This window comes from Pseudonocardia sp. (assembly GCF_025465255.1).
Classification (GTDB): Bacteria; Actinomycetota; Actinomycetes; order Mycobacteriales; family Pseudonocardiaceae; genus Pseudonocardia.
In genome coordinates this window covers 15,450-32,716 of record NZ_JAODNI010000167.1, presented here as the reverse complement: position 1 = coordinate 32,716, position 17,267 = coordinate 15,450, and the positions used below count along the sequence as shown (strand labels likewise).

18 protein-coding genes and 1 pseudogene are annotated in these 17,267 nt (G+C 71.6%); 14 read left to right on the top strand and 5 right to left on the bottom strand.

Translation table 11 applies throughout. The annotated features are described in order from the left end of the window. The 6 genes and pseudogenes from JWP64_RS20395 to JWP64_RS20370 all read left to right on the top strand — a co-directional run. A pseudogene (locus tag JWP64_RS20395) lies at positions 1–387 on the top strand (F0F1 ATP synthase subunit beta); the annotation flags it as partial. A 3-nt stretch (positions 388–390) separates the two neighbouring features. After that, positions 391–780: a F0F1 ATP synthase subunit epsilon gene (locus JWP64_RS20390; RefSeq protein WP_297499546.1), complete on the top strand. Its 390-nt coding sequence runs from the start codon at positions 391–393 to the stop codon at positions 778–780. 25 nt (positions 781–805) lie between these two features. Then, positions 806–1,231, top strand: coding sequence for a DUF2550 domain-containing protein (locus tag JWP64_RS20385; RefSeq protein WP_366890300.1), 426 nt, complete (start codon positions 806–808; stop codon positions 1,229–1,231). Between the two features lie 129 nt (positions 1,232–1,360). Next, on the top strand, positions 1,361–1,960 hold the full coding sequence (locus JWP64_RS20380) for a cob(I)yrinic acid a,c-diamide adenosyltransferase (RefSeq protein ID WP_297499543.1): 600 nt from the start codon (positions 1,361–1,363) through the stop codon (positions 1,958–1,960). Positions 1,961–2,072: 112 nt separating this feature from the next. Continuing rightward, entirely contained in the window at positions 2,073–3,341 is a 1,269-nt protein-coding gene (gene murA / locus JWP64_RS20375) for a UDP-N-acetylglucosamine 1-carboxyvinyltransferase (protein ID WP_297499541.1), read from the top strand. Between the two features lie 178 nt (positions 3,342–3,519). Then, positions 3,520–4,341, top strand: coding sequence for a DUF1206 domain-containing protein (locus JWP64_RS20370; protein WP_297499539.1), 822 nt, complete (start codon positions 3,520–3,522; stop codon positions 4,339–4,341). A gap of 71 nt (positions 4,342–4,412) precedes the next feature. On the opposite strand, the gene JWP64_RS20365 is transcribed toward JWP64_RS20370, so the two are convergent. Further along, positions 4,413–4,733, bottom strand: a complete 321-nt coding sequence (locus JWP64_RS20365) for a hypothetical protein (RefSeq protein ID WP_297499537.1) — start codon at positions 4,731–4,733, stop codon at positions 4,413–4,415. 197 nt (positions 4,734–4,930) lie between these two features. Between JWP64_RS20365 and JWP64_RS20360 the strand changes: the two genes are divergently transcribed. After that, positions 4,931–6,946 carry a protein meaA gene (locus JWP64_RS20360; RefSeq protein WP_297499535.1) on the top strand — a complete coding sequence of 672 codons (2,016 nt, stop codon included), beginning with the start codon at positions 4,931–4,933 and terminating at the stop codon, positions 6,944–6,946. Between the two features lie 33 nt (positions 6,947–6,979). Here the strand turns inward: JWP64_RS20360 and JWP64_RS20355 are convergent, their stop codons facing one another. Beyond that, a complete protein-coding gene (locus tag JWP64_RS20355) occupies positions 6,980–7,918 on the bottom strand; it encodes a hypothetical protein (protein ID WP_297499533.1) in 939 nt (312 codons plus the stop codon). A 202-nt stretch (positions 7,919–8,120) separates the two neighbouring features. Here JWP64_RS20355 and ehuB (JWP64_RS20350) point away from each other — a divergent pair, with 202 nt between their 5' ends. From ehuB (JWP64_RS20350) to ehuA, 4 genes are read left to right on the top strand one after another with little or no spacing between them, the layout of a single operon-like run. Next, a complete protein-coding gene (ehuB, locus tag JWP64_RS20350) occupies positions 8,121–9,032 on the top strand; it encodes an ectoine/hydroxyectoine ABC transporter substrate-binding protein EhuB (protein WP_297499531.1) in 912 nt (303 codons plus the stop codon). 6 nt (positions 9,033–9,038) lie between these two features. Beyond that, on the top strand, positions 9,039–9,773 hold the full coding sequence (gene ehuC, locus JWP64_RS20345; protein ID WP_297499529.1) for an ectoine/hydroxyectoine ABC transporter permease subunit EhuC: 735 nt from the start codon (positions 9,039–9,041) through the stop codon (positions 9,771–9,773). After that, positions 9,773–10,444, top strand: a complete 672-nt coding sequence (ehuD, locus tag JWP64_RS20340) for an ectoine/hydroxyectoine ABC transporter permease subunit EhuD (RefSeq protein WP_297499528.1) — start codon at positions 9,773–9,775, stop codon at positions 10,442–10,444. Before ehuC ends, ehuD begins: the two co-directional genes overlap by 1 nt. 4 nt (positions 10,445–10,448) lie before the next feature. After that, positions 10,449–11,210, top strand: a complete 762-nt coding sequence (gene ehuA / locus JWP64_RS20335; RefSeq protein WP_297499526.1) for an ectoine/hydroxyectoine ABC transporter ATP-binding protein EhuA — start codon at positions 10,449–10,451, stop codon at positions 11,208–11,210. Positions 11,211–11,226: 16 nt separating this feature from the next. Here the strand turns inward: ehuA and ehuB (JWP64_RS20330) are convergent, their stop codons facing one another. Next, complete coding sequence (ehuB, locus tag JWP64_RS20330; protein ID WP_297499524.1) at positions 11,227–12,108, bottom strand: ectoine/hydroxyectoine ABC transporter substrate-binding protein EhuB; 882 nt, start codon at positions 12,106–12,108, stop codon at positions 11,227–11,229. A 24-nt stretch (positions 12,109–12,132) separates the two neighbouring features. Further along, positions 12,133–12,906, bottom strand: coding sequence for an enoyl-CoA hydratase-related protein (locus JWP64_RS20325; protein ID WP_297499521.1), 774 nt, complete (start codon positions 12,904–12,906; stop codon positions 12,133–12,135). Between the two features lie 94 nt (positions 12,907–13,000). Here JWP64_RS20325 and JWP64_RS20320 point away from each other — a divergent pair, with 94 nt between their 5' ends. Together JWP64_RS20320 and JWP64_RS20315 are read left to right on the top strand one after the other, a co-directional pair. Next, positions 13,001–13,702, top strand: a complete 702-nt coding sequence (locus JWP64_RS20320; RefSeq protein ID WP_297499519.1) for a TetR/AcrR family transcriptional regulator — start codon at positions 13,001–13,003, stop codon at positions 13,700–13,702. A 30-nt stretch (positions 13,703–13,732) separates the two neighbouring features. Continuing rightward, positions 13,733–14,968, top strand: a complete 1,236-nt coding sequence (locus JWP64_RS20315) for a cytochrome P450 (RefSeq protein WP_297499517.1) — start codon at positions 13,733–13,735, stop codon at positions 14,966–14,968. On the opposite strand, the gene JWP64_RS20310 is transcribed toward JWP64_RS20315, so the two are convergent. After that, positions 14,945–15,466: an NUDIX hydrolase gene (locus JWP64_RS20310; protein ID WP_297499548.1), complete on the bottom strand. Its 522-nt coding sequence runs from the start codon at positions 15,464–15,466 to the stop codon at positions 14,945–14,947. The two genes, JWP64_RS20315 and JWP64_RS20310, sit on opposite strands and share 24 nt — an antisense overlap. 97 nt (positions 15,467–15,563) lie before the next feature. Between JWP64_RS20310 and JWP64_RS20305 the strand changes: the two genes are divergently transcribed. Next, positions 15,564–17,264 carry an alpha/beta fold hydrolase gene (locus JWP64_RS20305; protein ID WP_297499515.1) on the top strand — a complete coding sequence of 567 codons (1,701 nt, stop codon included), beginning with the start codon at positions 15,564–15,566 and terminating at the stop codon, positions 17,262–17,264. Positions 17,265–17,267: the final 3 nt, after the last annotated feature.

The window sequence follows — 17,267 nt, the reverse complement described above, 5'->3', positions numbered from 1 at the left end:
GTCGACCCGCTGACGTCGACGTCCCGGATCCTGGACCCGCAGTACATCGGCGACGAGCACTTCCGGGTCGCCAACGAGGTGAAGCGGATCCTGCAGAAGTACAACGACCTGCAGGACATCATCGCGATCCTCGGCATCGACGAGCTGTCCGAGGAGGACAAGCAGCTCGTCGGCCGCGCGCGCCGGATCGAGCGGTTCCTCTCGCAGAACCTCCTGGTGGCCGAGCAGTTCACCGGCCAGCCGGGCTCGACGGTCCCGCTGAAGGAGACCATCGAGGCGTTCGACAAGATCGCCAAGGGCGAGTTCGACGACGTGCCCGAGCAGGCCTTCTTCCTCTGTGGCGGACTCGAGGACCTCGAGAAGAACCGCAAGAAGCTCGAGGGCTGATCCTTGGCTGAGATGACGGTTCAGCTCGTCGCCGTCGAGCGGCGACTCTGGTCGGGTGAGGCGAACTTCGTCCTGGCGAAGACCACCGAGGGCGAGCTCGGCGTGCTGCCGGGCCACGAGCCCACGCTGGCGCAGCTCGAGGACGCGGGCGTCGTCCGCATCGACCCGACCGACGGCACCTCGATCACGGTCGCCGTGCACGGCGGGTTCCTGTCGATCACGCCCGAGGGCGTGACGATCCTGGCCGAGTTCGCCGAGCTGGCGGACGAGATCGACGTCCGGCGGGCGCAGGCCGCGCTGGACCGTGCGGACTCGTCCGAGCCCGAGGGGATCGCGGCCCGGCGCCGGGCCGAGGCCCGCCTCAGAGCCGCCGAGTCGGCGCGCAGCGAGTAGCGGGCACCGGACAGCAGTGGGGACCGTGGCACTCGTCGTCGGCGTCCTGCTGCTGTGCGCGTGTCTCCTGCTGGGCTGGCTCGCGATCCGGCGGGTACGACTCATGCGGGGCGGCGGCGTGGACCTGTGTCTGCGCCGCCGTTTCGCTGTCACGGACTGGCACTTCGGCGTCGGCCGCTACCGGGGTGACCAGTTCGCCTGGTACCGGCTGACGAGCTTCCGGGTGGGCGCGTCGGTCACGATCGACCGCACCGAGGTCGAGATCGTGGACCGGCGCGAACCGCTGGCGTCCGAGTCCTTCGCGATCCCGTACGCGGCCGCGGTCCTACGCTGCCGCAGCCACGGCGAGGACATCGAGTTCGCGATGTCCCGGGACGTGCTCACGGGCTTCCTCTCCTGGCTCGAGGCCGCCCCGCCCGGCCGCTCCACCGGCTACCGCCAGGCCTCCTAGACCCCGCGAGTCGGCGTATTCGGTCGTCCGAATGTGCCATCCCGGTCTACCGAGATCGCGGACTCGGACGACCGGAAGTGCCGACTCGCGCGCATGGGAGTGCCGGCTCGCGGGGGTTAGGGTCTGGGCATGGCCGTGCACCTGACCAGGATCTACACGAAGACCGGCGACGCCGGGACCACCGCGCTGGGGGACTTCAGCCGGGTCCCGAAGACCGACACCCGGCTCGCGGCCTACGCGGACACCGACGAGTGCAACGCCGCCGTCGGGGTCGCGGTCACCGTGGGCGGGCTCTCCGAGCGGCTGCTCGTGCCCCTCGCGCAGGTGCAGAACGACCTCTTCGACGTCGGTGCCGACCTGTGCGCCCCGATCGTCGCCCCAGATGATCCGAAACAGCCGGAGTACCCGCCGCTGCGGATCACCGAGGACTACGTCACCCGGCTCGAGGCCTGGTGCGACGAGTTCAACGAGGACCTGCCCAAGCTCGCGTCCTTCATCCTGCCCGGCGGGACCCCTGGCGCGGCGTACCTGCACGTGGCCCGGACGGTCGCCCGGCGGGCCGAGCGGACGGTGTGGGCGTTGCTCGAGGTGGACGCCGAGCGGACCAACCCGCTCACGGCCAAGTACCTCAACCGGCTCTCGGACCTGCTGTTCATCCTCGGGCGGGCCGCGAACCCGGACGGCGACGTGCTGTGGCAGCCGGGTGGTCCGCAGGCCGGGACTACGTGACGGCATCCGGAAATCCCGCGCCCCGATGACGGGGATACCGCGACTCGCGGGGAGTGGAACAGGCGGGGGCGACGGTGGGGCCGGGAGACGGGGACCGCTACCGTCGCGCGTCGTGGTGGAACATTTCGCGGTGCGTGGCGGGGCCCGGCTGACCGGGACCGTCGACGTCGTCGGCGCCAAGAACAGCGTGCTGAAGCTGATGGCCGCGGCGCTGCTGGCCGAGGGCACGACGACGCTCACGAACTGTCCGGAGATCCTGGACGTCCCGCTGATGGCGGACGTGCTGCGGAGCCTCGGCTGCACCGTCGAGGTCGACGGGGACACCGTCACCATCGACGTCCCGGCCGAGCCCGGCGACCAGGCGGACTACCGCTCGGTGTCGAAGCTGCGGGCGTCGGTGTGCGTGCTGGGGCCGCTGGTGGCCCGATGCCGGCGCGCCGTCGTCCCGCTGCCCGGTGGGGACGCGATCGGCTCCCGGCCGTTGGACATGCACCAGGCGGGCCTGCGCAAGCTGGGCGCGACCACCGAGATCGAGCACGGCCGCGTCGTCGCGACGGCGGAGGGCCTGCACGGCGCGCAGATCTGGCTGGACTTCCCCAGCGTCGGCGCCACCGAGAACATCCTGATGGCCGCGGTGCTCGCGGAGGGCACCACGATCATCGACAACGCGGCGCGCGAGCCCGAGATCGTCGATCTCTGCCTGATGCTGCAGCAGATGGGCGCGAAGCTGGAGGGCGTCGGCTCCTCCACGCTCACCGTGCACGGCGTCACCGGGCTCCAGCCGACCACCCACCGGGTGATCGGGGACCGGATCGTGGGGGCGACCTGGGCGTTCGCCGCCGTGATGACCCGGGGTGAGGTGACGGTCCGCGGCGTCGACCCGCACCACATCGACCTCGTGCTGGACAAGCTGCGCACCGCGGGCGCGGAGACGAGCATCGAGCCGGACGCGTTCACCGTCGCCATGCCCGGCCGTCCGCGGGCGGTGGACTTCGTGACGCTGCCGTACCCCGGCTTCGCCACGGACCTGCAGCCGATGGCGATCGCGCTCTCCGCGGTCGCGGACGGCACCTCGATGATCACCGAGAACGTGTTCGAGGCGCGCTTCCGGTTCGTCGACGAGATGGTGCGCCTCGGCGCGGACACCCGGACGGACGGGCACCACGCCGTCGTCCGCGGGGTCGACCGGCTCTCCAGCGCCCCGGTGTGGGCGAGCGACATCCGGGCCGGCGCGGGGCTCGTGCTCGCCGGGTTGTGCGCGGACGGCGAGACCGAGGTCTGGGACGTCGACCACATCGACCGCGGCTACCCGCGGTTCGTGGAGAACCTGGCCTCCCTGGGCGCGGACGTGTCGCGGGTGAACTGCGACCCCGAGCGCTGAGGCGCGTCGACGGGAGCACTGACGCTCGAGGCCGGGACGTCGACGACGGCAGGGGATTGGGCTTCTCCCGCGGTGTCGTTGGGCCGGACGGAGTAGCAGCGGATGCCGGGGCATAACGGGCGTGGGAACGTCCGGGTCACTGCCGGGGCGACCCCGGAGACGGCCCCAGGAGGTCCCCGTGCACGACGCCGCACCCGCCGACCGGAGCCCCAGACAGATCGCGCGCAGTGAACCGATCAAGAAGGGCGCGCGGGTCGGCATCGCCGCGAACGGCGTGCTGCACCTGCTGATCGCATGGCTCGCGATCCAGGTCGCGCTCGGCGGAGGAGGAGGGAAGGCGAACCAGAGCGGGGCACTCACGGCCATCGCCGCGGAGCCCTTCGGGAAGGTCCTCCTGTGGGTGCTGTTCCTCGGGTTCGTCTGCGTGGTGCTGTGGCGCGCGACTTCGGCCGTCTGGGGCTTCACCTACATCACCGACGAGAAGAAGCGCCTCATGAAGAGGCTGGTCAATGCAGGGCAGGCCGTCATCTACGCGGCGCTGGCCGCGCTCACCGCGACCACGGCGGTCCGCGGCGCCTCGTCGGGCACCGGCGGCAGCAAGGCGACCGCGGGCCTGCTCGGGCTGCCGGGCGGCCAGGTGCTCGTGGCTGTGGTGGGGATCGGCGTGGTGATCGGCGGTGGGGTGATGATCTACAACGGCTGGAAGAAGAAGTTCATGGAGGACCAGGACCTGACGGGAGCCGACCAGCACGCCCGCCGCGTCGACGAGCGGACCGGGCAGATCGGCTACATCGCCAAGGGGATCGCGATCGGGGTCCTGGGCATCCTGATCGTCACCGCCGCGGTCAGGTTCGACCCGCAGCAGGCCAACGGCCTGGACTCCGCGCTCAGGACGCTCGGGCAGCAGCCGTTCGGGATGTTCCTGCTGATCGCTGTGGCGATCGGGATCGCGGCTTACGGGATCTTCTGCTTCCTCGACGCCAAGTACCACAGGGTCTGACCGCGTCGTGGCTCCACAACGCGTTCCTTGCGGCCGGGAAAGCGCATTGTGGCTCCACGACGCGTAATGGGTCAGCGCAGGATCAGGCGGGCGGTCGGGACGTCCTGGGGGAAGACGAGGACGCGGTAGCCGGGGGAGTCCGGCGCGGGCTTCGCGATCGTCGCCCGGACCCCTTCGGAGCGCAGCCGGCCCGCCAGGACCTGGGCCGCGGACTCCGTCGGCACCTCCGAGACCTGCTCCAGCAGGCCGACGCCCATCGGGTCGTCGGGATCGTCGCTGGGCGGGGAGGGCTGGGTCGCGTTCGTGCCGAAGGTCCAGCGCAGCAACGCGATCACCAGGCCGATGGCGAGCAGCGAGCCCCCGAGTTCGATGAGCCCGGACGGAATCCCCATCCGTGAAGTGTGCGCCCCCACCTGCCCGACCGGCCCGTTCATCCCGCTCGCGCCGGCCGCTGGATCGATCAGGCGCGTACTTTCTCGCGCACTTCGCGTACTTTTCCACCCAGAAGGTGTGACGACGGCCGTTCACCGGGGGTGCGAGTCGCTACCGGCCAGTACGATCAGGCCGTTCTTCGACGTGGAGGTGTCCGGTGCCGTACCCGACCGATCGTGAGCGCGACCGTCCGTGGGTGATCCGGACCTATGCCGGCCACTCGTCGGCGGAGAAGTCCAACGCGCTCTACCGGCGCAACCTGGCCAAGGGCCAGACCGGGCTCTCGGTCGCGTTCGACCTGCCCACCCAGACCGGCTACGACCCGGACGACGAGCTGGCCAAGGGCGAGGTCGGCAAGGTCGGCGTGCCGGTCAGCCACATCGGGGACATGCGGACGCTCTTCGAGGGCATCCCGATGGCCGAGGCCAACACCTCGATGACCATCAACGCGCCCGCGATGTGGCTGCTCGCGCTCTACACCGCCGTCGCGGAGGAGCAGGCCGAGGCCGCCGGGATCGACATCGAGGAGATGCGGTCCAAGCTCGCCGGGACGACGCAGAACGACATCGTCAAGGAGTACCTCTCCCGCGGGACCTACGTGTTCCCGCCGGCCCCGAGCCTGCGGCTGATCACGGACATGGTGGCCTGGTCGGTCACCGAGATCCCGAAGTGGAATCCGATCAACATCTGCAGCTACCACCTGCAGGAGGCCGGCGCGACGCCCGAGCAGGAGCTCGCCTACGCCCTGTCCACGGCGATCGCGGTGCTGGACTCCGTGCGGGACTCCGGGCAGGTGCCGCCGGAGAAGTTCGGCGACGTCGTCGGGCGCATCTCGTTCTTCGTCAACGCGGGGCTGCGGTTCGTCGAGGAGATGTGCAAGCTCCGGGCGCTCGGGCGGATGTGGGACCGGATCACGCTCGAGCGCTACGGCGTGGAGAACCCCAAGCAGCGACGCCTGCGCTACGGCGTCCAGGTCAACTCGCTCGGGCTGACCGAGGCCCAGCCGGAGAACAACGTCCAGCGCATCGTGCTGGAGATGCTCGCCGTGACGCTCTCCAAGGACGCCCGGGCCCGCGCGATCCAGCTGCCGGCATGGAACGAGGCCCTCGGCCTGCCCCGCCCGTGGGACCAGCAGTGGGCGCTGCGGATGCAGCAGGTGCTGGCCTACGAGACGGACCTGCTGGAGTACGAGGACCTGTTCGAGGGCTCGAAGGTCGTCGAGGCGAAGGTCGCCGAGCTCGTCGAGGGTGCCCAGGCGGAGATCGACCGGGTGCAGGAGATGGGCGGCGCGGTCGCGGCCGTCGAGAACGGCTACATGAAGGGCGAGCTCGTCTCGTCGCTGGCCGAGCGGCGCCGCCGGATGGAGACCGGCGAGGCGATCGTCGTGGGCGTCAACAAGTTCGACACCACCGAGCCGAGCCCCCTGCAGGCCGAGGGGGCCGCGTCGATCGAGACGGTGGACCCGGAGACCGAGGCCGCCGCGATCGCGGCCATCAAGGAGTGGCGCTCCTCCCGGGACAACGCGGCCGTCGAGACCGCGCTGACCGCCCTGCGTGACGCCGCCAAGACGGACGAGAACCTGATGCAGGTCTCCGTGGACTGCGCCAAGGCCGGCGTGACGACGGGGGAGTGGGCCGGCGCGCTGCGCGAGGTCTTCGGCGAGTTCCGGGCGCCCACGGGCGTCTCCGCGGCGGTCGCGTCCGGGGAGGCGGCCACCGAGATCGCGACGGTCCGGGAGCGGGTCCGCGCGACCGGCGACGAGCTGGGCACCCGGCTCCGCATGCTCGTCGGGAAGCCGGGTCTGGACGGGCACTCCAACGGCGCCGAGCAGGTCGCCGTGCGGGCCCGGGACGTCGGGTTCGAGGTCGTCTACCAGGGCATCCGGCTCACGCCCGCGCAGATCGTGTCCGCGGCGGTGCAGGAGGGCGTGCACGTCGTCGGGCTGTCCGTGCTCAGCGGCTCGCACCTCGAGGTCGTGCCGGCGGTCGTCGACGGCCTTCGCGCCGCCGGCGCCGAGGACATTCCGGTCGTGGTCGGCGGGATCATCCCGGCCGACGACGCGGCGACGCTGAAGGCCAAGGGGATCGCGGCGGTCTTCACACCGAAGGACTACCGGCTCACGGAGATGATGGACGCGATCGTGACCCTGGTCCGGGAGGCGAACGACCTGTAGGAGGGAGCTGACCGGAGTCGTTCAGCGCCGTTCTCACCGCCTGTCCGGCTGGCGGCCGCCGTTCTCCTCGTCCCTCTCCTCACCCCGGCGGCGGAAGAACGTGAAGCCCGGAATGCCGTTGATCGCCATCCGGACGCCGCGCAGCTCGTCGAGGAGCTCGTGGACGTCCGGGCCGACCCGGTCCAGCGTCACGAGGATCGGCATGACGCTGGTCTCGAGCTGGTTCGTGAGCGCCGGCAGCTGGTCGACCATCCGGATCGCGGCCTGCAGCTCCTGCTCGGAGAACTCGTCGACGAACCGCGTGGCCAGCGGCGCCGCGCGCTTCGCCAGCGGGGCGTAGGTGTCGAGCAGCTCGCTCGCCGCGGAGCTCGTCCCGGAGGCCTCCTCGACGACGCCGCGCGCGAGGTCCGCGACGGCGGTCGCCTTCTCGATGACGCCCGACGCCTCGCCCGCTACCCCTCCCGCGCTGCCGACCAGGGTCTTCGCCTCGGCGGCCACCTCGGCCGCGCCCGCGACCACCCCGGCCGCGCCGTCCGCGACCTGACCGGCCCGTCCGACCAGCCCCGCCGCCTCGTCCGCGACGAGCGACGCCCGCGCGACGAGCGTGGCGGCGCCGTCGGCCACGGTCCGGGCCCCGCCGACGACGACCTCCGCGTCGCCGGCAACGACGGCGATGCGGGTCACCATCGTCTCGGCCTCCCCGGCGACGACGTCGACCCGTCCGACCAGTTCCTCGGCCCGTTCCGCGACCCCCTCGACCCGGTCCAGCAGGGTCTCGACCCGCTCGGCGATCCCGCCGATCCGCCCGACCAGCCCCGACACGTCGTCGAGCAGGGCGGTGGCGCGGTCCGGCAGCGAGGCGGCCACGCCGACCGCGTCCTCCGTCCAGCCCGCGAGCGCCTTCGCGCCGTCGACGGCTCCGGCGACGAGGTCCCCGGGGCCGGGTACGGGCAGTCCCGCGATGCGCAGCATGGGCCGATCCTCTCCTATCGGTGCCCCCGCGGCGCGGTCACGGTGATGGGGTCAGCGTGTTGCGGTCGCGTAACGACCGCCGAGTACCGCCGAGATCCTTTGACGCCCCCTGATCGACCACCTACGTTCGATCGACGTTGCCGGTTGCCGGCGCAATTGCCCGGTACGGCCGTGTCGACGAAGACATCCGGAGGGTGAGCCCATGTCGGAGTACCGGTGGAGCCGCAGAGACTTCTTCAGACGAGCCGCGGTGGCGGGGGCGGTGGCCGTGGGTGGGCCGGTGCTGCTGTCCGCGTGCACCGCGACGAACTCCGGGGGGAGCGGCGCGAGCGGCACCCTCGCCACGGCCAGGCAGAGCGGCACGCTCAAGGTCGGGATCGCGGGGGAGGCCCCCTACGGTTTCACCGACAACACGGGCAAAGTCACCGGCGAGTCCGTCGAGGTCGGCCGGGCCGTGCTGAAGGCCCTGGGGATCAGCGACGTGCAGGCCACCCAGGTCAGCTTCGACTCGCTGATCCCCGGCCTCAACGCCAACCAGTTCGACATGGTCACCGCGGGCATGTTCATCAACCCGAGCCGGTGCGCCGGCGCCGCGTTCTCCGAGCCGGACTACACCGCGCCGACGGCGTTCCTGGTCCCGACCGGCAACCCGAAGGGCGTCGCGACCTTCGACGACGTCAAGAACAAGAACCTGCGGCTGGCCGTGCTGAGCGGGGCCGTCGAGCAGGGCTACGCGCAGAAGGCCGGGGTGCCGGACTCGCAGATCCAGGTGTTCGACACGCAGAACACGCTGCTGCAGGCGGTCGCCACGGACCGGGCCGACGCCGCCGCCCTCACCAACATCTCCCTCAACGACGTGGTGAAGAAGAACCCCGGATCGGCCGTCGAGGTCACCGACGGCTTCTTCCCGACCGTCGACGGCAAGCCGACCGTCTCCGCGGGCGCGTTCGTCTTCCGCAAGGCGGACACCGACTTCGTGGACGCCTTCAACGCCGAGCTCAGGAAGCTGCACGACAACGGGCAGTGGCTCACGATCGCGCAGCCCTTCGGCTTCACCGAGGACAACATCCCCGGCCCGGACGTGACCACAGCGTCGCTGTGCGCCGCGGCCTGACCCCAAGTGTCCGACAACCTGTCGCGGATCGTCCCGGTACTGCTGCAGGGCCTGCCGCCGACGGTGATCGCGACGGTGGGCGGGATCGTGCTCACGATCCTGCTGTCCGTCCCGGCCGGTCTGCTGCTGCTCTCGTCGCGGCGGTGGGTCCGCGTCCTGGTCCGGATCTACGTCGAGGGCTTCCGCGGCACGTCCGAGGTGGTCCAGCTGTTCTGGATCTACTTCGTACTGCCGGTGCTGATCGGGTTCCAGCTGGTGCCGCTCTGGGCCGGCGTGCTGGTCCTGGGGCTCAACCACGGCGCGTACGGGGCGGAGATCGTCCGCGGCGCCGTGCAGTCCGTGCCGCGGGCACAGTACGAGGGGGCGATCGCGCTCAGCCTCTCCCCGGCGCAGCGGATGCGGCGGGTGATCTTCCCGCAGGCCCTCGTGGAGATGCTCCCGCCGATGAACAACCTGTTCATCCAGCTCCTGAAGTCCACCGCGATCCTCGCCCTGATCACGGTGCCGGAGGTGACCCGGCAGGCCCGTGACGTGCTGATCCCCAACTACGGCGACGACACGATCCTGATCTTCGGCCTGGTCTTCCTCGTCTACCTCGTGCTGGCGGCGATCCTCACCGCGCTGATGCGGCTCGCCGAGCGGATCGCGTCGCGGAGGGTGGGGCGGCGCCCGTCGCGGGCGGCTCGGGTCGCGGCCCGGGCGGCCGGCCCGGGGGTCTCGGACCGGATGGCGGGGATCTGATGGCGGCCGGGTCGACGTCGCTCTGGGACTGGGACTACGCCTTCTCGATCATCCCCGACCTGCTGAAGGCGCTGCTCACGACGATCGAGATCACCGTGCTCGGCTCGGCGGTCGCCTTCGTGCTGGGGCTGGTGATCGCGGTCGTCCGGCGGGCCCGGATCCCGGTCGTCGACCAGGTGCTGTGGGCGCTGGTGGAGGTCATCCGCTCGACCCCGCTGCTGGTCCAGATCTTCTTCCTGTTCTTCGTGCTGCCGCGGTTCGGGCTGACGCTCAGCGCGTTCGTCGTCGGGGTCACCGCGCTGGGCGTGCACTACGCGACCTACACCTCGGAGGTCTACCGGGCCGGGATCGACGCGGTCCCGAAGGGACAGTGGGAGGCCGCGACCGCGCTGAGCCTGCCCCGCTCCCGGGTGTGGACCGGGGTGATCCTGCCGCAGGCGATCCCGCGGGTGCTGCCGGCGCTGGGCAACTACGCGATCTCGATGTTCAAGGAGGTCCCGCTGCTGCTGGCGATCGGCGTCGTGGAGGTGGTCAACGCGGGCCGCGAGCTGGGCTCGGAGACCTTCCGGTTCACCGAGCCGTACACGATCGCCGGCGTGCTGTTCCTCGTCCTGAGCTATCCGGCCTCGATGCTGGTTCGGAGATTGGAGCGCCGTGCCGCCGTCCGCTGACCCCATGATCACGTTCGACGCCGTCGAGAAGCGGTTCGGGGACAACGTCGTCCTCCGCGAGCTGAGCTTCGACGTGGCCCCCGGCGAGCACGTCACGCTGATCGGGCCGTCCGGCTCCGGCAAGACGACGATCCTGCGGCTGCTCATGACCCTGGAGAAGGTGAACTCCGGGACGATCTCCGTCGCCGGCCGGTACCTCTCGCACATGGTGAAGGGGGACAAGCTCGTCCCGTCGGACGAGAAGTACTGCCGGGAGGTGCGCATGCGGATCGGGATGGTGTTCCAGCAGTTCAACCTGTTCCCGAACATGACCGTGCGGGGCAATCTGATCGAGGCACCGACCCGCGTGCTCGGGCTCTCCAAGGACGAGGCGAACGCGCGCGCCCAGGACCTGCTGGACCTCGTCGGGCTCGGGGAGAAGATCGACGCCCACCCCACCCAGCTCTCCGGCGGCCAGCAGCAGCGGGTCGCGATCGCCCGCGCTCTGGCCATGCGGCCGGACGTCCTGCTGCTCGACGAGGTGACATCCGCACTGGACCCCGAGCTCGTCGCGGGGGTGCTGAAGCTGTTGCGGGACATCGGGGAGAGCACGGACATCACCATCCTGTGCGTGACGCACGAGATGGGCTTCGCCCGGGACTTCTCGGACCGGGTGATGATGTTCGACGGCGGCCGGGTGATCGAGGACGCCCCACCGGAGAAGATCTTCAGCGACCCGGACCACCGGCGCACCCAGGACTTCCTGCAGGCCGTGCTGAACCACTAGCCCCCGCGCACAGGGCTCACAGGGTGGCGGTGCCGGAGCAGACGGCCTGGGTGGTGAGGTCCGCCGACGGCAGATTGTCCGAGGTGAAGCCGAAGCGCGCGGTGAGCTTCTCCCACTCGCCGGACGAGTGCAGCTCCGCCAGGGCGGCGTCGAACGCGTCGCGCAGGTCCGTGTCGGTCCGGGCGAACGCGAACGCCCCGGCCGGGACGACGCGGGCGCCGTTCACCAGCGCGGCGACGCCCTGGGTGACCACCAGACCTGACCCCGGGTTGCGGGAGAGCTCGTCGAGCAGGGAGATGCGGGTCAGCGCGGCGGCGTCCACCTTGCCCGCGGCGACCGCGCGGAACAGCTCGCTCTGCTCGCCGAAGGCGGTGACGTTCTCCGCGGCGACACCCGCGGCGGACGCGTACTCCTCCTCGGCCGAGCCGTGCAGCACGCCGAGCCGCAGCCGCGCCCGGCCGACGCCCTCGAACGTCCGGATGCCGAGCGGGTTCCCGTCCGGCACGAGGAACGCCGGCGGCGCGAGGAAGTCCGGGCGGGAGAACGCGACCCGTCCACACCGGCCGGGGGTGATCGTCATGCCCGCGGCGATGAGGTCGAACTGGCCCTGCTGCAGGCCGGCGATGAGCCCGTCGAAGCCGACCTGCACGGCCTCGATCCCGCCGATGCCCAGCTTCGCCAGCACGGCGCGGGCGACCTCGGGCTGCTCGCCGGTGACCGTGCCGTCCGGCGCGGAGTAGCCGTAGGGCCGCTCACCGGCGAGCCCGACGCGGAGCACGCCGTCCTCCCGGCCCCGTTGCAGCGCGGACGCGGACCGGGAGCCGCAGCCGGCCGTCGCCGCACCGGCGAGGCCCGCGCCGGCGAGCGCGAACAGGTGTCTCCGGTTGAGCATGATCATGACGCGCTCGACCCTAGGGGGGCCCTAGTCGGGCCACACGGCGGGGCGCTTCTCGAGGAAGGACGCCATGCCCTCCCGGGCCCCGGGCGACTGCGACAGCGACGCCATCACCTCGACGGCGACGGCGTACGCGTCCGCCTCCGGCCGGTCGAGCTGGGAGTACAGCGTCTGTTTCCCCACGCCCTTGCCGAACCGGCTGCCGCGGGTCGCCCGGGCCAGCAGCGCATCCGTCCTCGCGTCCAGCTCGTCGTCCGGGACGGCGTAGTTGACCAGGCCCCACTCGGCCGCGGTGCGCGCGTCGACCGGGTCGCCGGTGAGCGCGAGCTCCATCAGCCGCTTGCGGCCGACGTTGCGCGCCACCGGGACCGCGGGGGTGTGGCAGAACCAGCCGCCCTTGCCGCCGGGCAGCGCGAACGCCGCGGACTCGGCCGCGACGGCGAGGTCGCAGGTGGCGACGAGCTGGCACCCGGCCGCCGTCGCGATCGCCTGGACGCGGGCGATGACGACCTGCGGCACCTCCTGGATGGTCGCCATGACCTTCGTACAGAGCTTCAGCAGGTCACGCACCCCCGCGAGGTCCCGCGAGGCGACGTCCGCGAAGTCGTGCCCCGCGGAGAAGGCCCTGCCCTCGGCGCCCAGGACGATGCCCGTCGCGTCGCTGCGGCCCGCGTCCTCGAACGCGGCCAGCAGCTCGCGCAGGTGCGGCTCGGACAGGGCGTTGCGCCGTTCGGGCCGGTTCATGGTGATCCGGATCGTGTCTCCGTCCTGCTTCACCAGCAGGTGTTCGTAGTCCGCCATGCGGTCACGGTAGCTCGACAGCCTCGCGATCCGCGTCTACCGTGACGCCATGACCGAATGAGGATTTCCGGTCACAACGTCACAGGGGGTCTCGGTGGCCGCTCCCGACCAGCCCGCCGCGCGGGTCGAGCGCGTGCTCGACTCCGCCACCGAGCTGCTCGTCCGCTGGGGGTACCAGCGGGTGACCATCGAGGACGTCGCCAAGCACGCCGGGATCGGCAAGGGCACCGTCTACCTGCACTTCCGTACCAAGGACGCACTGTTCCTGACCGTCCTGCTGCGCAGCCACCACGCCGTCGTCGCGCGGATGGCGGAGCGGATGGAACGGGACCCCGCGGAGGCGCTGCCGGGCCGGGCCGTCCGGTCGCTCTACCGCGAGCTCGTCGAGGACCCGGTGGTGCGGCCGCTCTACCTCGGGGATCCGGAGGTCCTCGGCCGGCTCGCGCACGAGGCGGCGGACACGCTCGGCGAGATCGGCAGCCGGCGGGTCGAGGTCGGCCGGCGCTGGTTCGCCCGGCTGCGCGACGCCGGGCTGATGCGCACGGACCTGACGGTCGACGAGCAGATGCACGTCTTCAGCGCCGTCACGACCGGCTTCTTCTTCCTCGACGGCATGCCGACGGCGCCGGGCCCGGACGATTCGCACCGGCGCGCGGACCTACTGGAACACGCGCTGGCCTCCGCGCTGCACGTCCCGGGCGCCGCGCCGGACGCCGAGGTGTCCCGGGAGTGCGCCGCGCTCTACCGCTCGCTGCTCGACCACATCGACGAGGAATGGCAACGCCGCGTCCGGTGATCCCGGACGTGCAGACGAGGGGAGATGCCGATGACCGCCACGGACCTGATGTCGCCGGAGATGCTCGCGAACCCGTACACGGGCTACGGAAGGCTGCGCGAGCAGGCGCCCGTCCTGCAGGGGACGTTCCTCGGCCGGACGCCGGTGTGGGTGGTGACCCGCTACGCGGACGTCCGCGCCGTCCTGGGTGACCCCGAGGCGTTCGCCAACGATCCGGCGTCGGTGCCGGGGAACTCCGCGGTGGACGTCCGGCAGCAGGGCATGGAGGCCATGGGGGTGCCGGCGGACCTCGTGCACTACCTGACCGACAGCATCATCAGCGCCGACGGCGCGGACCACACCCGGCTGCGCAAGCTGGTCTCGCGGGCCTTCACCGTCCGGCGGGTGGCGAACCTGCGACCTCGGGTCGAGGAGATCACTGCGGACCTGCTGGATGCGCTCGCGGCCGCCGAGCAGCCGGTCGACCTCGTCGAGGCGTTCGCCTACCCGCTGCCGATCACCGTCATCTGCGAGCTGGTCGGCATCCCCGAGGCGGACCGGGCGGGCTGGCACGAGTGGGGACGGGTGCTGGTCTCGATGGACCCCACCCGGATCCCGACGGCGCTGCGGGAGATGGTCGAGCACGTCCTGGACGTGATCGCGCGGCGTCGCGCGCAGCCCGCGGACGACCTGCTGAGCGAGCTCGTCCGGGTCCAGGAGGCCGAGGGGGATCGCCTGTCCGACGACGAGCTGGTCACCATGGTCCTCTCGCTGGTGATCGCCGGGCACGAGACGACCGCACACCTGATCTCCCGGGCCGTCATCGCGCTGCTCACCCGCCCGGACCAGCTCGAGCTCCTCCGGGCGGATCCCGCGCTCTGGCCGGGCGCGGTCACCGAGCTGATGCGCCGCATCGGGCCGGTGCAGTCGGCGTCCGTGCGGTACGCGACCCGGGACGTCGAGGTCGGGGGCGTGCCGATCCCGGCCGGCTCCGGGATCCAGCCGGTGCTGGTCTCCGCGAACTCGGACCCGCGCGAGTACCCGGACCCGGATCGGCTGGACGTCACCCGCAGGTCGGAGCGCGGGGAGGGGCACGTCGGGTTCGGGCACGGGCCGCACTACTGCCTCGGCGCGGCGCTGGCCCGGCAGGAGGGCGAGGTGGCCCTGAAGGCGCTGTTCGAGCGCTTCCCGGACCTGAGGCTCGCGATCGAGCCCGACGAGCTGGAGTGGGCGAAGGTGCCGGGGATGCGGCGGGTCCTCGGCCTACCCCTGGTCGTGCAGCCGTAGGAGCGTGTAGGCCGCGAGGGTCTGGGCGTCCGTCAGCTCGCCGTCGCGGACCATCGCCTCGAACTCGGCGATCGTGAACCACGCCGTCCGCATGTCCTGCTCGGTGTGCTCGCGCTGCGCCTCGCCCTGGGTCAGCTCGGTCGCGAGATAGACGTGCCCCCGCTGGCTCGACATCCCCGGCGCGACGTCCAGGGTGCCCAGCAGCTGCATCCGGCCGGCCTGCATCCCCGTCTCCTCGACGAGTTCGCGGACCGCCAGGTCGGCCGGGTCCTGCGCGGCGCGGTCGGGTGCGGTGCCGGCGGGGAACTCCCAGCGGCGCTCGCCCACCGGGTACCGGAACTGCTCGACCAGGTGCAGGCGGTCCCCGTCGCGGGGGATGACCAGGGCGTAGGTCGGCTTGTCGACGACGCCGTACACGCCGTCGCTGCCGTCAGGGCGGCGGATGGCGTCCTCGCGGACCGTCATCCAGTTGTTGGCGTAGACCTCGCGGGTCGACATGGTTTCGAGGTGCTCCACGCCGGTCACCCTGCCAGGGGTACGGCGACGAGGCCGTTCCGACTTGACTCACCCCATCGGGTGGAGTGAGGTGAATCACATGGACACGCAGCGTTCGGGAACCAGCTCGGCCCGGGTACGACCGCTGCGACCCGGACAGGAGCCGCCCCCGGAGCCGGCGGCTCAGCCCCAGGCACTCGAGGGAGTGCGCAGCCTTCTCGGCACGGCGGGCAAGGTGGTCGGCAACGTGCCGTCCGTGGCCGGCGCCGCGGGCCGTCTCGCCGGTGAGCTCGGCCGGGTCGCCGTCGGGCGGTCCGAGATCGAGCCCGGCCGCCGGGACCGCCGCTTCGCCGACCCCACCTGGACCGAGAACCCGGCGTACCACCGGCTGATGCAGGCCTACCTGGCCACGTGCCAGGCCGTCGGGGACGTCGTGTCGGCCGCGGACCTGCCGGACTGGCGGGACCGCGAGCGGGCGAAGTTCCTGGCCACGGTGATCACGTCCACGCTGTCGCCCACCAACACCCTCGCGAACCCGGTCGCCCTGAAGCGGGCCCTGGAGACCGGGGGCGGCAGCCTGCGCCGCGGGCTGCGCAACCTCGTCTCGGACGTCCGACGCAACGGCGGCCTGCCCACGCAGGTCGACCGGTCGAAGTTCCGGGTCGGCGAGGACCTGGCCGTGACCCCGGGCGCCGTCGTCTACCGCGACGAGGTGCTGGAGCTGATCCAGTACCAGCCCTCGACGACGCAGGTCCGGCAGATCCCGCTGGTCGTGGTGCCGCCGCAGATCAACAAGTACTACTTCATGGATCTCGCCCCGGGCCGCTCGCTGATCGAGTACGCCGTCGACCAGGGGCAGCAGGCGTTCGCGATCTCGTGGCGCAACCCCACCAAGGCCCAGCGGGACTGGGACCTGGACACCTACGGACGGGCGATCCTCTCCGCGCTCGACGCCGTCTCCGAGATCACCCATTCCGAGCAGGTCAACCTGTTCGGGCTCTGCGCGGGCGGCATCACCACCGCGAGCGTCCTCAACCACCTCGCGGACGTCGGCGACGACCGCGTGCGCAGCGTCAGCTTCGGCGTCACGCTGCTGGACTGGGGCGCGGAGGCGCCGATCGGCATGCTCGCGGCGGGACCGATCGTGGGGCTCGCGGACTTCCGCTCCCGGCAGGTCGGGATCCTCGACGCCCGCTCGCTCGCCTCGATCTTCACCTGGATGCGGCCGGACGACCTCGTGTGGAACTACTGGGTCAACAACTACCTGCTCGGCAAGGAACCGCCCTCGTTCGACATCCTCGCCTGGAACGCGGACGGGACGAACCTGCCGGCGGCCCTGCACCACCAGTTCCTCGACGTGTTCGTGCGGAACTCGATGACCAGGCCCGGTGAGCTCACTGTGCTGGGCTCGCCGGTCGACCTGAAGCAGGTGAAGGTCGACGCGTTCATCACCGGCGGCACCACGGACCACCTGACCCCGTGGAACGGTTGCTACGCCTCGGCGACCCTGCTGGGCGGGCAGTCGACGTTCGTGCTCACCAACACCGGCCACATCCAGACGCTCGTGTGCCCGCCGGGCAACCCGAAGTCCCGGTACTGGACGGGCCCGGACCCGCACGGCATCGACGCCACCACCTGGCGGGACCAGGCGACCGAGCACGAGGGCACCTGGTGGGAGCACTGGGCGGGCTGGATCGGGGAGCGCTCGGGCCCCCTCAAGCGCGCCCCCGCCCGACCGGGGAGCAAGGAGCACCCCTCCCTCGGGGACGCCCCGGGCACCTACGTCCTGGCCCAGGCCTGAGAG

Bases quoted from the DNA above. Each gene is read 5' to 3' on its own strand.
- JWP64_RS20380 (WP_297499543.1), top strand. From the start codon at position 1,361: ATGGCCGTGCACCTGACCAGGATCTACACGAAGACCGGCGACGCCGGG.
- JWP64_RS20365 (WP_297499537.1), bottom strand. From the start codon at position 4,733: ATGGGGATTCCGTCCGGGCTCATCGAACTCGGGGGCTCGCTGCTCGCC.
- JWP64_RS20355 (WP_297499533.1), bottom strand. From the start codon at position 7,918: ATGCTGCGCATCGCGGGACTGCCCGTACCCGGCCCCGGGGACCTCGTC.
- ehuB (WP_297499531.1), top strand. From the start codon at position 8,121: ATGTCGGAGTACCGGTGGAGCCGCAGAGACTTCTTCAGACGAGCCGCG.
- ehuD (WP_297499528.1), top strand. From the start codon at position 9,773: ATGGCGGCCGGGTCGACGTCGCTCTGGGACTGGGACTACGCCTTCTCG.
- ehuA (WP_297499526.1), top strand. From the start codon at position 10,449: ATGATCACGTTCGACGCCGTCGAGAAGCGGTTCGGGGACAACGTCGTC.
- ehuB (WP_297499524.1), bottom strand. From the start codon at position 12,108: ATGATCATGCTCAACCGGAGACACCTGTTCGCGCTCGCCGGCGCGGGC.
- JWP64_RS20325 (WP_297499521.1), bottom strand. From the start codon at position 12,906: ATGGCGGACTACGAACACCTGCTGGTGAAGCAGGACGGAGACACGATC.
- JWP64_RS20315 (WP_297499517.1), top strand. From the start codon at position 13,733: ATGACCGCCACGGACCTGATGTCGCCGGAGATGCTCGCGAACCCGTAC.
- JWP64_RS20310 (WP_297499548.1), bottom strand. From the start codon at position 15,466: ATGTCGACCCGCGAGGTCTACGCCAACAACTGGATGACGGTCCGCGAG.
- JWP64_RS20305 (WP_297499515.1), top strand. From the start codon at position 15,564: ATGGACACGCAGCGTTCGGGAACCAGCTCGGCCCGGGTACGACCGCTG.